Consider the following 13,449-nt stretch of genomic DNA (forward strand, 5'->3'; position numbering starts at 1 on the left):
GCGGTGGGAACGCGGTTGTTGTTTTCGCCGAAGCCCTGGCTGGTGATCGCACCACCCGGGACACCATGCGAGGTCAGGTACGAAGTGACCGACGCGTTGCGGCGTTCCGACAGGCCCTGGTTGTAGGTGGGCTTGCCCGAACGGTCAGCATAGCCGGCGAGCATGATCGGCACGTTGGCGCAGTTGCCATAGGCGGCGACAGCGCTGTCGAGGATCGAAGCGGCTTCCGGCGTGATGTCCGACTTATCCCAGTCGAAGAACACGATGTACGGGCCCTTGTTGCACGGCGGCGGCGGCGGCGGCGGAGCCGGTTCCGGCGGCGGCGGCGGCGGGGGAGGCGGCGGCGGCGGCGGCGGAGGCGGCGGCGGCGGAGCCGAGCCGAAGTTGTAACCCAGCGTCAGCATCAGCGAGTGCGAGCGGAAGCGGGTGTCGAGCGGCAGCCGCTGCACGACGTTCAGGTTCACATTGTCCTGGTTGAAGAAGCGATACTTCAGACCCAGGTCGATGTTGTCGGTCACCGGATAACGGATGCCGGCCAGCGCCTGCCAGGCGAAGCCGCTGTCCGAATCGTTGATCGTCAGCGCGTTCGAAAGATACTTGGCACGACCAACGCCGACACCACCGCCGACAAAGCCCTGCAGGCCGTCGTCAGCGCCGAAATCAAGCAGGCCGTTGAGCATGAAGCTCAGGTCGCTGGCGTGACCGTCGAGGCCGCTGGCGCTGGTATAGGTGGTCGAACCCGAAACGAGCGAGTCGATCCCTGCGCGGCGATAGCTGGCTTCGCCTTCGAGGCGGAAGCCGCCGAAGTCGTAACCAACGATGGCGCCGACATCATAGCCGGTCTTCCAGTTGGCGACAGCGACGTTGGTGCCGCCGGTCGAGAATTGCGAGTCTTCGACAATGGTGCCACCGAAGTCGCCTTCGATGTACCAGGTGTCGTCACGAGCCAGGGCTGGCGTCGCGAGGGCCGTAGAGGCCAGCGCCATCCCAATGACGAGTTTGCGCATTAGTGTTTTCCCCTTTTTGATAGGATTGAGCCACCGAGTGGGGAAACGTCTAACTCCAACGATTTGAGCGCGCAAGCGCCCAAAGCTCTCAACTGTTGCAATAATGTCGCGATTTCGTGCGCCAATCGCACGAAACGACATGAATTCGCGGTGACCGGCGCAGCGAATCCTTTGGGCGGCGGTTGGTTCACTCAATTTGGGTCAACCTGGTGCGAGGATGCCTGCGGTGGTAAGCGACGCGATCACTGCGTTGATCGCGGCGCGCGCTTCGGCGTCGACAGTCGATCCCCCGCTTGGTTCCGATGGCCGCGGCGCAGCCAGCCAGGAGCCATTGAAGCGGATTTCCTGGCCTGTCGCGCGGTTCAGCAGGCGCATGCCGTCACAGGGCGTGATAAACAGCCAATTGCCGGCCTGGCGTGCGGCGATCTGGCCCGATTTTCCGCTCCATTCTCCGCTCGCGCTGGCGCCAACCAGCCAACACTGACCGTCACCGGGCGTGGCTGGTGGGCTCGTCAGTTCATCTTCGATCGCACCATGCAGGATGGCGTCGATTCGGGCGGATACTTCGTTGACGTAGCCCTCCTTCTGGGCCTGCCCCGCAAACAGCAGGGGCAGATCGAATCGGGGTGTGCGACTGTCGAACAAGGGGTCGGTCATGGCATGGGGTCTCCGGATCGGATCAGGGCAGGGCCAGGGTCAGCGCGTAAGAAGTGCCGCGGTCACCGCGCTGCCTGATGGTGAACTCGCCAGCCGGCACCAAGCTGACCAGCGATGCGAATTCGGCGGCTGTCAGGGTAAGGTGGGGGCTGGCCAGATCCCAACTGGCGATCACGCTCGCGCCGTCCCCATAGGTCACGAAATAGGCTTCGACCTGTTCGTTGAGCGGGACTTCGGCAAGGTCCTGCCATTGCCAGGCGCCGCGTGCTCGTCGGGTCCAGGTGAGTTGGAGCGAGCCGTCCTGGCCGTAAGCGGCCTGACCGTGGACCGGGGCAAGTGGGCGTGTGCCGATCCCGCGCAAGGCGATGGTGCTGGTGACCGGGGCGGTGTCACCCAGGCCGATCGCAGCGATCTGCGTTGCGGGTGCATCGCCGACTGTCTGTGGATCTAGCGCTATCCCGGTCCCATCAAGCAGCACGAAGTCTTCGCCGGTCTGGTGCAGTCCTACGGCAAGTTCGGTGCCGCCCCGTCCGCGCCACAAGCCGGACAGCTTCCAGCGCCGGTTTCCGAGCGGCAAAGCGCTGGCGAACTGAATGATCTCCTGACCCAACAAGGCGCGATTGGCGCCCATCGCCAGCTGGCGCTGAGTCGCGTCGGTCAGGATCAGATCCTCGCCCGCGAGCTCGATCGTGACACTGCGCTGGCGATCAAACAGCAGCGGCGAGGCTGCGCCCAGCACATCATGCGCCGTCCCGATAGTAGCCCGGGTCCGCCCGGTCGGGCCAAGCAGTTGCAGCGCGCCATCACCCTGATCGACAAACAGTGCCGCACCCGACCAGCCGGCATTGGCCGAAGATACTGCGGCCAGCAGCAGGGGGACCGAAGTGCCGGGATTGCCGTCCCAGGGCAGTTCGCAGGCGGTCAGCAGCGTAGGCGGTGCGAGGAGATCTGGTGCGGAGTTGGCGCGCCCCGGATCAGCCGCGAAGGGCACTGCGGCGAGCGGGGACAGCCGCGTCAGGGTCAGGTCGATGCCCTGGTCGTGCCACTCCCAACCGGCCACGCGCCACAGGCCGGGATGCCCGGGGACGCTGACCTTCGCGCCCGGACGGACTGCCGGATCAAGTTCGGTTACGCGCCAGGCCAGCGACTGGCGAGCCCATTGCGCGCGCTTGGCCGCCTCGCCGATCAGCCGCCGGGCCGCAGCGGCAGTCATCGCTGCCGGCAGGTCGACCGAGCGCGGCTGGCCCGGCAGTGGCCGGCCGATCGCGCGCTGGGCACCGGGCTGGTAATCGCGGTCGATGTCGTAATAGCGCAGCACCTCGACCGGCTGTTCGCTCTCGCCCGTCCGCTTGCGGGCAAAGCCTTCATTGCCGCCGAAATCCTCGCGCTTGGTCGATGTCGCGGCGGGGGGCAGCGCGATGGTGGCCGTCTGCAGCCGGTCAGGCCGCAGGATAAGCCGGTCGTCGCAGGCATCACAATCGAGCGGAAACAGCGGATCAAGCGTCCCCAGCAATTCGTTGAGCGAACTCTCGGCCGAAATTCCCCCAATTCCAGTCAGTTCGAGCTGGGCATCGAGATCGTCGAGCGTTCCTTCAAGCAAGGTGGCGAGCGACAGCGCGCCATTGTCGGCAATGACTTCGAACGACAGCGTCGGGATGCGGTTGCCGTATTCGGACAGTTGCAGGTCTTCGAACACGGCGTAGGCCAGCCCGCGATAGGCCGGACAGCGGCTGGCACCTTCGGCGGCGGCGATCAGCGCGTCCTGTGGCTGGTCGCCCTCGCCGGTGTGAAGGCGAAAGGTGCCGCCAACCTTGAGGTCGCCGCTGGCCCCGCGCAGCAGCTTGCCGTCGGCCCAGATCCGCCCGACCGACCGGATCGGTCGGCTCGACAGTGCGACCGCGAAGCTGGCCGAATAGGTGTAGGTGATGACCGAGGGGCCATGCTTGCCGCTGCTCTGCTTGTCCTTGTGCTCGACCAGGTCGGTGGACCAGATGATCTGACCGGGCGCGCGCATCCGCCCGAATTGCCGGGCGACCGGCATGCCATAGCTGGACGAAGTGATCTTGAGCTCGGTCAGCCGCGGCCCTTCCTGGGCCGGCGGCTTGAAGATCATGTAGTCGATCTCGCGGCCGATGATCGCACCGATCGTGCCGCCGATCGGCCCGCCAAAGATCGAACCGACCGCCGAGAGAATGATGGTTGCCATTGTTGCGATTCCTATCGGGCGCGCAGCAGGCGCCAGTGATGGACCAGTGTGCCCGCGGGTATCTCCGCATCGCGAACCACCCGGCGCAGGCCGGCATGGGCGTGGATCCAGCCCAGTGTGCGGTCGGCGATCGCCAGGTGGAACTGCGCGGGGCCCGCCTGCAGCATGACGACATCGCCCGGGGCATAGGGCAACTGCGCCGGGCCAAACCCGCAACTGGCCGCGTCCGGAAGCCAGCGATCAAGGTCACTCAGGCGCAGCGGATAGCCGGTTGGCACTGCAACCGGACAGCCGCCGCGCGCCATCGCCAACGCGAACAGGCCGATGCAGTCGACCCCGCCCTTGAGGTCGCGGCCATGCAGGCGAAAGGGCCGGCCGACCAGGCGTTCGGCCTCGCGGGCCAGGCGCCGCGGGGTCATTGGACGGGCGAGGGATAGCGGGTGATCTGGTCGTTCCCGGGCAGGAACGGCTCACCCTGGAAATTGATCGCGTTGGCAAAACGGCTGACGCAGGTTTCAAGCGTGCGGTCGCAGCCCTCGCGCAGCAGCACCCGGCTGCCCGGCGGTGGTGCCTGATCCAGCGGCACTTCGAGCAGCAAGGCGCTGCCCTGGGTACCGGCAATTCCGCTCGACAACCCGGCATAGGGGCCATCGAGCCAGCGCAGCTGCCCGCCGACAAAGTGCGACAGGCTGCCGATCGACGAGAAGGTCGCAGCATTGCTGCCGGCATCGAACGCGCTCAGCGTAGCGGCATGGCTGAAGCGCACGGCCGACAGCGTGCAGCCCGGGCCGCAGAACGCGGCGCGGCAACCGGGGCTGGTGCGCGGCACCGGATCGCGTTTGAACTCTGCCTTGCGTGAGACGAGATCGGCCGAAAAGGTTCCGGCCTCCTCGGCGACGGTGCCGATCGTGCCGCGATAGACCACATGGGTTTCATGGCTTTCCCAGTCGACCAGGCCGATCAGCACCCGCGCGCCGTCGAACCGGCCGATCGCCAGATCGAAGGCGCTGATCGAATTGTGGCTGAGCGCACCCTGGACTTCGGCGCTGTCGGCCTCGAAGCCAGCGCTGCGGCGGATTGCCGATGGCACCATGCCCGGCGCGGCGCGGTGGATGATGTGATCGAACCACAGGTCGCGGTCATGCGTGGTGAACCCCAGCGTCACCCCGTCGCGGCGCATCACGCGCCAGAAGGTTGCCACGGTTTCCAGCGGCTGGCTGAACCACACGCGGGTCACGCGTCAGCCTCGCGCACTTCGATCACCGGCACGCTGGGGGCTTCCCCGGCGGCAAAGACCGCGCCGGACACCTCAAGCTTGTCTTCGGCAAAGCGGACCGGGACATCGAACAGGAAACCCGCGCGCACCACCTTGCCGGCGGCCGGCGGCGTGGCAAAACGGATCACGCCCTTGTCCGCCAAGGTCCAGGCGCTGCTGGCCACCCCGTCAAGACTGACCGCGATGCTGGCAGTCACCGGCCGGGTGATCCGCCGCAATTGCAGTGCCGCACCTTCACCATAGGCCTTGATCAGCGCAAAGTCGGTGCGGATGCCATCGCCGGTGCCCAGCACTTGATCGCTGGCGCCGGGGGTGCCGGTCATCCCGTTGGAGCTGAAATCGGTCGGATCGCGCAGGCGAAACCCGCGCGCCGCACCGCGCCGGGCGCGGAAGAAAGCCAGCAGCTCGCCCAGTTCCTGTTCAGACCGGATCCCGGGACCGACATCGAAACGCAGCCGCGCATTCGACCACAGCGAATTGCGCCGCTCAAACCCCGAGGCGGTTACCGCCACGCTGGTCGAGAATTCGGGCACGACCATGGCATCGCGGCCCAGCGCGAGCGGGTAGGGCAAGTCATCGAAAGGCAGCATGTCATCCTCGTCACTGGCGGGGGGCAGGCGGACAAATCCGTCACGGCAAACCTGGGGCAGTGCCCAGACGAAGCGCTCATGCGCCTGGCGTTCGGCAGCCTCGTCGAGCCCGACATCGATCTGCCGCCAGCGGGCCTTGTCGGCGGGATCGCGCACGAAGCCGGCCAGATAATCCTGCGCCGCCGGCGGATAGCCAAGCCGTGCGTCCAGCGCGGAATAGGCCGCGCGGCGCTGCGCATCGGCGCCAGCGGTCAGCCAGTCATAATCTTCCGCCTGCAACCGGTCATAGGCCGGGTTGGTCCAGCCGGTCGGCAGGTTCATCCGCCGCGCTTCGGGGCGGTCGGGATCGAGCACGCCGGGCAGGAAGACCAGCAGCAGGACCTCAGCCGTGGCGGGTGTGGCAGCCGCGCGCACGGCATCGCGCAGGGCAGCGGTGGATTGCGCCAGCAATGCGCCGGCTGCGTCAAGCAAGGCTGTTTGCGGTGCGGTCAGGCTGGCGCCCAGATCTGCGATCGCTGGCGGACTGCCGCCGAAGGCTGCCTTGGCGGCATCGTCATAGATGCAGGGGCGGCCATCGGCCATGACCCACCACCACGGCTCGCCAATCTGGAAGCGTACCGGCAGGCCGGCTTCCTTCATCAGGCCCGCAAAGCCGGTAGCCGCGGCTTGCAGCCAGGCTATCGCCGCGCTGTTGGCCGGAGAGAGCAGTGCCGAGGGCGGGTCCCAGCCGGTACGGGCCGGATCGCCATTTTCGGCGCGCTGCTGCCAGGCATCGGGGCAATGCTGGGCCAGCAGCTCATAAGACAGCGACAGGATCGGCGCGAACCCGGCGGCCTTGGCTTCGGCCAGGAAGCTGCGATGCCAGGCCTTGGCCGGGGTGCATAGCGGATCGCCGCTGGCGGGAACCAGGAACTGGCCTCCGCTGACGGCCAGCCGCATGAAATGGCTCATCCCGACATAGTGCAGCAGGCTGCCGCGATAGCCCAGTTGCAGGGCGTTGCGGATCAGCCGCGCGGGGGCCTGGTTGGTGGCATCGTCATAGGCGGTTGCCATGGCCAGGCCATGCGGCGGGACCACCACGTCGCCAATTTCCAGCATCGCGCGGTGCCCTTCACAGGCAATCCCGCTTAGCTCGGCCCAGCCTTCGGCGGGTGTGGCCAGCGGCGCGGTGCTGCCCGCGACATAGCCAGGGGCGACAATCGAAATGAACATCCGGTCGATATCGGCCGGGTGAACCGGATCGGCCTCGGCCGGGAGCAGGAACCCGCCCTTGAGCGCCGAAAAGTCGATCGTCACCTGCGCATCGGTGGCGGAGCCCTGGGCATAGTTCCACAGCCTGACATACCAGGTGCGCGGCTGCCCGGCGGAATCGCGCCCCTCGATCGTCAGGGTCGGCCCGTTGACCGCGTTCAGCGCCACGATCCCGCCCGATTTCCAGCGAAATTTCAGCCGGGTGCGCGAATAGTCGCGGCTGGTCCGGTAGGCCAGCAAAGAGTGGTCGAAATGGTCGACACTGTCCCAGATGATCCCGGCCAGATCGCCTTCGCGCAGGAACACGGCATCAACCCGCAGTGCGTCTGGCGCCGTAGTGGTCAGCGCAGCCATCATCGGGCGCGGAAAATTGATCGTCCAGAAGCGCGGATCGAACCGTTGGATCCAGTCGCTGTCCTGCCCTTCGCGTTTGCTCGCCAGCCAGAAGGCCATCTGTCTTGGGTTCCTAGAATTCCGACAGGGCCCGGCGCACCGCGCTGGCCACCTGGCGACTTGAGCGTTGCAGCGCCTGCGGGGCGCTGGTGCCTTGCGGCGCGGCAATGGTGATCGATACCTTCACATCGCGCCCGCGGCCGGGCAGCATGGCTTCGATCCGGCCGGCGCTGGTCGGCACGAACAGTTCGGGGCCGCGTTCGCCAACCATGTAGCCGCGTCCCGGCGAAACCGGCCCGCCGGTCGCCCGGCCCGGCAGGCCGAACAACGATGCGACCATGTTGCCGATGTTCATGATCGAACCCAGCAATCCGCCGCCGCCATTGCCGCCGCCCTGCCCGCCAAGGCCAATCGAACTGAACAGGTTGTTGAGCGAGCGCGAGGCGATCTGGTCGATCACGTTGAGCGCGATCCGGCGCAGATCCTCGAACCCGATCGAACCCTTGCGCAGCGCGGTCAGCAGCCCGCGTTCAAGGATATTTCCGGCCTGGGCAAAGCCATCGACCAGGGTGCCGTCGAACGCGCCGCGCATGGTGGCGACATCGGCGGCAAAGGCCTGGGTATTGGCCCTGACTTCAAGCATCAGGCTGTCGACCGGATCGGTCATTGTCGCGCTCCATCATGCGGTTGAGTTCGTGGCGGTCGAGCGGCTGGCCCTCGGCCGCATAGGGGGACAGCACTGCGGCCAGTTCGGCCGGGGTGGCCTGCCAGAAGTGGTCGGGGCGCCAGCCCAGCAGACGCGCGGTCAGCCCGGCGAGCCGTGCGGCGCCCGGGCCAAAGCTGCGGGTCATTGCGGATCGTCGCCCAGTTCGCCTTGCAGGATCTGGCCCAGCAGCATGCGCAGCGGCTGGCTGCTCTGGGCCAGGCCCTGGCGCATGACTGCCTCGCCCACCTGATCGCGGTCCAGTCCGTCGCGGCTGGCCAGGCAGTGCCAGAACAGCGCGGCCATTTCGGCCAGCCGAAGCTGCCCCGCCCCAGCGCGCTCAACCAGCGCGAAGAGTGGGCCCAGTTCTTCCTCGGCCGCGACCAGCGCGGCGAAACTGGGGCGGAGCAGACGCGGCGAACCGGCCACGACCAGCGTGGCTTCGCCGCGAAACCGGTTGGCGGCACGGGTGGGTTCGGCACTCATGCCGAAACCACCGCGCCCGAGCTTTCGAGCTGCAGCGTGTAGTTGCGCTCGCCGTTGAAATCGCCCGAGTAATCGAGCTTCTGGACCAGAAACCGGCCGCGCAGCTTTTCGCCATCCTCAAAGCTCAGTTCGTAATCGTCGAGCGTGCCGTTCATGGCATTGGCGCGGACTTGCGCTTCGGCAGCGCTGCCGAGGAAGATGCCCGCCGCGCTGACCGAAACCGAGCGTACCCCGGCGCCGGACAGCATCTCGCGCCAGCCGCCGCTTTCCTTGGTGGTGATCACCACCGGATCGCCGGCGATCGACATCTGGGTGGTGCGCAGGCCGGCGACGGTGCGGTACACGGCGGGTACGGCGCCATCGGAAATCTTGAGCAGGAAGGCACTGCCTTTCTGGGCGGTCATTCTGGTTCTCCTTGAAGTCCCCCTCCCGCTTGCGGGAGGGGTTAGGGGTGGGCTGGTCGGGCGGCAGGACAGACCCACCCCCAGCCCCTCCCGCAAGCGGGAGGGGTGCAGGATGTCCGGGTCAGGCCGCGAGCAGGCGGAAGCGGTATTCGATCAGCACGGCGCGGGTGTTGGCGCCGCGCTGTTCGGCGCGGGCGCGCAGGAAGCTGGTGCTGACCACGCGAAAGGTGCCCTGGGCGGCAGGCAGGCTTGCCACCCGCGCCTCGATTGCCGCGACCAGCGCGGCGGCACTGCCCGGCTGGTCACCGCGGCAATGCAGTTCGAGCGCGACGCGGACTTCGCGGCCACTGACATCCTTGGCGCTCCAGTCGGCACTGGCCGAGGCGGCCACTGCCAGCCATGGCAGCGCGGTGCGCGAAGGCGCTTCCTCGACAATGGCATTGAGCTGGCCGGACAGCGCCGGATCGGCTGCCAGCCAGGCCAGCAGCGCGGCGCGCAGGGGCACTTCCATCGGCACTATCCTTTGGTGAAATTGGGCCAGAGCAGGCTGGCCTTGCGCCAGCGCTGCGCCGGATCGGTGCGGGCCAGGCGAAGCTGTTCGGTCCGTGCGGTTGCCGCCCCTTGCGCCGCTGCAAGCAGCCGCTGGGCGAAGCTTTCGAAGCTGCCGCTCATGCCAGGTGCAGCCGCCGCCAGGGCCGCCACAGCGCGGCGACGGCGGCGGGCGGGGTGGTGCCGGCTGCGCCTTCGTCCTCGCGGTGGCGATACTGGAACGCGGCCATCCGCAGCACCCCGTGGCGCAGGCCATCGGGCAGGCTGGCCCAGTCGGTGGCGAGCCCGGCGGTGAAGCGCACCGCGACCCGGCCCGCGCTGCCGGGATTGCTGACCCGCACCAGACCGCCGCCAGCGGCGTCGAGGTCGATCGCATAGTTCGCCACCGGCAGGGCAAAGCGCGCACCTTCGGCGGGCAAGCCGTCGATCGCGGTGATCGCCTGGACCGGGCGGGTGGCCAGCACCTGCCATTCGCAGGTCGCGGGCAGCACTTCCTCGCAGACCTGCTGCAGGGGCATCAGACCGGTGAACTGTTCGCACAGCTCCAGCCCGGCCTGGATCAGCGCGGATAGTTGCGCGTCGTCCTGCGCGGTGGTGATGCCCAGCCAGTCTTTCAGTTCGGCGAGCGCGGCTGGCGCAAGCGTGGCAGGCGTGACGATAACCCGCTTCATCGCGGTCTCCAATCTGGTTGGCTGGGTAAAGGGGGGCGCCCGCGCCGGGGGAAGGCGGCGGCGCGGGCGCGGGACCGGGCAGGGAGGGGGTGCCCGGTCCGGTCAGGCTCAGGTCGAGATCTTCAGCAGCTTGATCGCATCGCTATCCAGCACCTGCCCGCCGACGCGCTTGGTGGCGTAGAAGTTGACGTAGGGCTTGTTGGTGTAGGGATCGCGCAGGATCGAAGTGGTCCGGCGCTCGGCGATGATGTAGCCGTTCTTGAAGTTGCCGAAGGCGATCGGGAAGGTGCCGGCGGCCACATCGGGCATGTCTTCGGCCTCGATCACCGGATAGCCCAGCAGGCGGGCCGGCGAGCCTTCGTAGATCCCCGGCTGCCACAGGAACGATCCGTCGGCGGCCTTGAACTTGCGCACGGCGGCCAGCGTCTTCGAATTCATCACGAAGACCGCGCCCTGGCGGTGGCCCGAGCGCAGCGAGTGCACGAGGTCGATCAGCTTGAGCTCCGGCGCGGTGTCGAACCCGGTGGCGTTGCCCGTCGCGGTGAACTGCAGCGTGCCGAACGGGCGGGTCGCATCGGCGGTCAGCGCGGTCGGCTGCTGCAGGAACCCCTTGGGCTGGTTGGTGCCGCTGCCGTTGACGAAGGCGGCGCCTTCGGCCCGGGCAAATTCGACCGCGATTTCGTTCGCCAGCCATTCCTCCAGGTTGAAGGCTGCATCATCAAGCATCGCCTGGCTGGCCGAGGGGTTGGCATAGAGCTCGCCCGAAGGGGGGACGATCTCGTTGAACTTCGAAGTGACCGTTTCCGGCCGGGCACCGGTTTCGCTGACCCAGCCCGAAGCGGCGGTGCTGTTGGTGATCAGCTTGCGATAGCCCGCAGTGCTGGTCTGGACGATCTGCGAAATCGCGCGGATCGGGCTGACATTCTTGAGCTGTGCGGCGATCAGCGCATCGATCTCGCGCGGCACCGCATAGCCCCCATCGGCCGCGACCGCGCCGGTCACTGACTTGAGTTCGGCGGTGCGGCCCAGCCGCAGGTAGCCATCGACGAAGCCCTTGAGCTCGGCACTGGCCGGCATGGCGCCGTCAAGCGCCGGACGCGGCGAGCGGCCGATCCGCTCGATCCGCGACTTCACTTCCTCGACATCGCTGCGCAGCGCGCCCAGCGCCTGTTCAGCCGCATCCTGGCGGGCAACCAGATCGAACGAGGCGTCAAGCGCCTCTTCGGGCAGTTCATTATCCATGGGGGGCCTTTCAAATGTTGTTCCGCCACAAGGCCGGAACGCTTCGGATCCCCCTCCCGCTTGCGGGAGGGGGGATTGCGGTGTCGCCGTCAGGCGGCGACAGGTTGGATCAGATGCACCCGCGCGCCGTGCTGCATCGGGTGGGAGACCAGGCTGATCTCGAACAGGTCGAGCTCGGTCAGCTCGCGGCCATCGGCATCGCGGCTGAACTGGCGGGCGCGGTAACCGAACGACAGCCCGGTCACCTGCCCGCGTTTGAGCGCGGCGGCGGCTCCGCCGGCGGGATTGTCGAGGCTGGCGACAACGCGCAGCCCGCGCTCGTCTTCCTTGACCTCCTCGATCCAGCCGATCCGCTGGTCGGCCCGGTGCTGCCAGTAGAGCGGCAAGGGCTCGCGCCGGCCGGCCAAGGTGCGGGCAAAGGCCCCGCGCCGGATCGTGTCGCGCCCGGCGTCGCGCTTGTCGAACAGGGCGGCATAGCCCGCAAACTTCAACGTCACTTGAGCAGACCCACGGTGCCGGTACGAAAGGCGATGCCGACCAGCAGCAGCGCCAGCGCGCCGCGCACCACCCAGGCAACCGCCGCCTTCCAGGCCGAGGCCTTGGCATCGCGCCAGGCCTGCAGCAGCTGGCGCAGTTCGGACAGATCGGCATGGGCGGTGGGATCATCCAGCCCCATCCGCGTCAGCACCCGTTCGGCGCCCAGCTCGCTGGCTTCCTCGACCATTGCGCGCAGGGTCACCAGGTCCGCGCCTTCACTGGCCGCCTGGGCCACCAGCCGCGCAACCATCTCGTCTCTGTTCATGAAATGTTCCTTCAAGCAGCGGGCGCCAGGCCCAGCATGGCGCGCTTCTCGGCATCGCTCAGGAAAGTGGCGGCGCCGATCTGCGCCCACAGCTTCTCGCGGTCCTCGGCCAGCGCCGGAACCCGGTCGAGGTCGATCGCCAGCCGTTCGTCGGGAAACCAGGTGGTCAGGCCTTCGCCCAGCGCGCCCAGCAGCTTGGCGGCTAGCGGCAGCAGGGTCAGCCGCCACAGCGCGCGGTTGGCCTCGCGGTAATTGGCATAGGTGGCATCGCCCGGCAGCCCCAGCAGCATCGGCGGCACGCCAAAAGCCAGCGCGATGTCCCGCGCGGCGGCGGCCTTCAGCGCGGCAAAGTCCATGTCGGACGGGGTCAGGCTCAGCGCCTGCCACTTGAGCCCGCCTTCCAGCAGCATTGGCCGCCCGGCATTGGCATGGCCCGAATAGGCTTCGGCCAGTTCGGCCTTGAGCCGTTCGAACTGGTCGGCCGCCAGCACCCCGCCATCGCCCGGATCATAGACCAGCGCGCCCGAAGGCCGCGCCGCGTTTTCCAGCAGCATCCGGTTCCACAGCGCCGCGGCATTGTGCGTCGCCACTGCCTCGTCAGCGGCGGCCAGGCAGCCCGCGCCATAGTGATCGTCGGCCGGGTGGAAATGGCGCACATGGATCACGTTGGGCGCGGCGCTCTCATCGCTCAGCGGGATCGACAGCGTGCGCTCACCCACCTTGTAGGCCAGGGCCTCGGGCCAGCCATCGCCGCCCGCCAGCACCGAAACCCGCTCGGGCCGCAGGGCATAGAGCTCGACCGGGCGGCCCGCGCCGTCCTTGATCAGCTGGACATAGGCATTGCCGTGCAGCAGCAGCTGGCTGGTCAGTGTTTCAAGCAGGCTCTGCCCGGCGCTGGTTGCGCTTACCAGCGCGGCCAGTTCGGGATCGCACGGCGCCAGCGGCGCCCCGCCGATCCCCTCGGCCACCAGCCGCACAGAACGCTGGGCCACCGGGTTTTCAAGGTAGGCCCGCCGCACCGCGCGGCCATAGTCGAACGGCGCCCTGGGATTGCCCAGATCGCCATAGAGCCAGGGCGAAACAAATGTGCGCGCCAACGGCACGCGCGGCCCCCCGCCCTTGAAGGCGGCGGCCAGCGATTGGAGGAAGGACATGGGGGGCCTTTCGGAGATTTCAGAAAGTTATTCTGATTTTTGAATTGTTGACTCTGGA

The 13,449-nt window shown here is 67.7% G+C and carries 17 protein-coding genes; all 17 read right to left on the bottom strand.

The window, feature by feature from the left end; all coding sequences use genetic code 11:
* On the bottom strand, positions 1-1,007 hold a 1,007-nt coding region (locus IT549_RS09840), incomplete at its 3' end, for an OmpA family protein (RefSeq protein WP_292972614.1).
* A 201-nt stretch (positions 1,008-1,208) separates the two neighbouring features.
* Complete coding sequence (locus IT549_RS09845) at positions 1,209-1,664, bottom strand: DUF2793 domain-containing protein (protein ID WP_292972617.1); 456 nt, start codon at positions 1,662-1,664, stop codon at positions 1,209-1,211.
* 22 nt (positions 1,665-1,686) lie between these two features.
* Positions 1,687-3,870, bottom strand: coding sequence for a phage tail protein (locus IT549_RS09850; RefSeq protein ID WP_292972620.1), 2,184 nt, complete (start codon positions 3,868-3,870; stop codon positions 1,687-1,689).
* 11 nt (positions 3,871-3,881) lie between these two features.
* A complete protein-coding gene (locus tag IT549_RS09855; RefSeq protein ID WP_292972623.1) occupies positions 3,882-4,289 on the bottom strand; it encodes a hypothetical protein in 408 nt (135 codons plus the stop codon).
* Entirely contained in the window at positions 4,286-5,107 is an 822-nt protein-coding gene (locus IT549_RS09860) for a DUF2163 domain-containing protein (protein WP_292972625.1), read from the bottom strand. The genes IT549_RS09855 and IT549_RS09860 overlap by 4 nt, the downstream gene beginning before the upstream one ends.
* Positions 5,104-7,440, bottom strand: a complete 2,337-nt coding sequence (locus tag IT549_RS09865; protein WP_292972627.1) for a DUF2460 domain-containing protein — start codon at positions 7,438-7,440, stop codon at positions 5,104-5,106. Before IT549_RS09865 ends, IT549_RS09860 begins: the two co-directional genes overlap by 4 nt.
* Before the next feature lie 13 nt (positions 7,441-7,453).
* A complete protein-coding gene (locus IT549_RS09870) occupies positions 7,454-8,047 on the bottom strand; it encodes a tail tape measure protein (RefSeq protein ID WP_292972629.1) in 594 nt (197 codons plus the stop codon).
* A complete protein-coding gene (locus tag IT549_RS09875; protein WP_292972631.1) occupies positions 8,016-8,231 on the bottom strand; it encodes a phage tail assembly chaperone in 216 nt (71 codons plus the stop codon). The genes IT549_RS09870 and IT549_RS09875 overlap by 32 nt, the downstream gene beginning before the upstream one ends.
* Positions 8,228-8,569 (bottom strand): gene transfer agent family protein, encoded by a 342-nt coding sequence (locus IT549_RS09880; protein ID WP_292972634.1) that lies wholly within the window; start codon positions 8,567-8,569, stop codon positions 8,228-8,230. The genes IT549_RS09875 and IT549_RS09880 overlap by 4 nt, the downstream gene beginning before the upstream one ends.
* Positions 8,566-8,973, bottom strand: coding sequence for a phage major tail protein, TP901-1 family (locus IT549_RS09885; RefSeq protein WP_292972636.1), 408 nt, complete (start codon positions 8,971-8,973; stop codon positions 8,566-8,568). Before IT549_RS09885 ends, IT549_RS09880 begins: the two co-directional genes overlap by 4 nt.
* Before the next feature lie 121 nt (positions 8,974-9,094).
* Positions 9,095-9,484: a DUF3168 domain-containing protein gene (locus IT549_RS09890; RefSeq protein ID WP_292972639.1), complete on the bottom strand. Its 390-nt coding sequence runs from the start codon at positions 9,482-9,484 to the stop codon at positions 9,095-9,097.
* A gap of 5 nt (positions 9,485-9,489) precedes the next feature.
* On the bottom strand, positions 9,490-9,645 hold the full coding sequence (locus IT549_RS09895) for a hypothetical protein (protein WP_292972642.1): 156 nt from the start codon (positions 9,643-9,645) through the stop codon (positions 9,490-9,492).
* Positions 9,642-10,193: a hypothetical protein gene (locus IT549_RS09900; RefSeq protein WP_292972644.1), complete on the bottom strand. Its 552-nt coding sequence runs from the start codon at positions 10,191-10,193 to the stop codon at positions 9,642-9,644. The genes IT549_RS09895 and IT549_RS09900 overlap by 4 nt, the downstream gene beginning before the upstream one ends.
* Before the next feature lie 108 nt (positions 10,194-10,301).
* Positions 10,302-11,435: a phage major capsid protein gene (locus tag IT549_RS09905; RefSeq protein WP_292972647.1), complete on the bottom strand. Its 1,134-nt coding sequence runs from the start codon at positions 11,433-11,435 to the stop codon at positions 10,302-10,304.
* 89 nt (positions 11,436-11,524) lie between these two features.
* Positions 11,525-11,926 (bottom strand): HK97 family phage prohead protease, encoded by a 402-nt coding sequence (locus IT549_RS09910; RefSeq protein WP_292972713.1) that lies wholly within the window; start codon positions 11,924-11,926, stop codon positions 11,525-11,527.
* A gap of 2 nt (positions 11,927-11,928) precedes the next feature.
* Positions 11,929-12,237 (bottom strand): DUF6127 family protein, encoded by a 309-nt coding sequence (locus IT549_RS09915; RefSeq protein ID WP_292972650.1) that lies wholly within the window; start codon positions 12,235-12,237, stop codon positions 11,929-11,931.
* Positions 12,238-12,248: 11 nt separating this feature from the next.
* The gene (locus IT549_RS09920; RefSeq protein ID WP_292972652.1) at positions 12,249-13,391 is read right to left on the bottom strand and encodes a phage portal protein; all 1,143 of its coding nucleotides are present in this window, start codon (positions 13,389-13,391) and stop codon (positions 12,249-12,251) included.
* Positions 13,392-13,449 lie beyond the last annotated feature (58 nt).

This window comes from Novosphingobium sp. (genome assembly GCF_020852455.1).
Lineage (GTDB): Bacteria > Pseudomonadota > Alphaproteobacteria > Sphingomonadales > Sphingomonadaceae > Novosphingobium.

Bases quoted from the DNA above. Each gene is read 5' to 3' on its own strand.
- IT549_RS09845 (WP_292972617.1), bottom strand. From the start codon at position 1,664: ATGACCGACCCCTTGTTCGACAGTCGCACACCCCGATTCGATCTGCCC.
- IT549_RS09900 (WP_292972644.1), bottom strand. From the start codon at position 10,193: ATGAAGCGGGTTATCGTCACGCCTGCCACGCTTGCGCCAGCCGCGCTC.
- IT549_RS09865 (WP_292972627.1), bottom strand. From the start codon at position 7,440: ATGGCCTTCTGGCTGGCGAGCAAACGCGAAGGGCAGGACAGCGACTGG.
- IT549_RS09890 (WP_292972639.1), bottom strand. From the start codon at position 9,484: ATGGAAGTGCCCCTGCGCGCCGCGCTGCTGGCCTGGCTGGCAGCCGAT.
- IT549_RS09905 (WP_292972647.1), bottom strand. From the start codon at position 11,435: ATGGATAATGAACTGCCCGAAGAGGCGCTTGACGCCTCGTTCGATCTG.
- IT549_RS09895 (WP_292972642.1), bottom strand. From the start codon at position 9,645: ATGAGCGGCAGCTTCGAAAGCTTCGCCCAGCGGCTGCTTGCAGCGGCG.
- IT549_RS09880 (WP_292972634.1), bottom strand. From the start codon at position 8,569: ATGAGTGCCGAACCCACCCGTGCCGCCAACCGGTTTCGCGGCGAAGCC.
- IT549_RS09915 (WP_292972650.1), bottom strand. From the start codon at position 12,237: ATGAACAGAGACGAGATGGTTGCGCGGCTGGTGGCCCAGGCGGCCAGT.
- IT549_RS09850 (WP_292972620.1), bottom strand. From the start codon at position 3,870: ATGGCAACCATCATTCTCTCGGCGGTCGGTTCGATCTTTGGCGGGCCG.
- IT549_RS09855 (WP_292972623.1), bottom strand. From the start codon at position 4,289: ATGACCCCGCGGCGCCTGGCCCGCGAGGCCGAACGCCTGGTCGGCCGG.
- IT549_RS09875 (WP_292972631.1), bottom strand. From the start codon at position 8,231: ATGACCCGCAGCTTTGGCCCGGGCGCCGCACGGCTCGCCGGGCTGACC.
- IT549_RS09885 (WP_292972636.1), bottom strand. From the start codon at position 8,973: ATGACCGCCCAGAAAGGCAGTGCCTTCCTGCTCAAGATTTCCGATGGC.
- IT549_RS09870 (WP_292972629.1), bottom strand. From the start codon at position 8,047: ATGACCGATCCGGTCGACAGCCTGATGCTTGAAGTCAGGGCCAATACC.
- IT549_RS09920 (WP_292972652.1), bottom strand. From the start codon at position 13,391: ATGTCCTTCCTCCAATCGCTGGCCGCCGCCTTCAAGGGCGGGGGGCCG.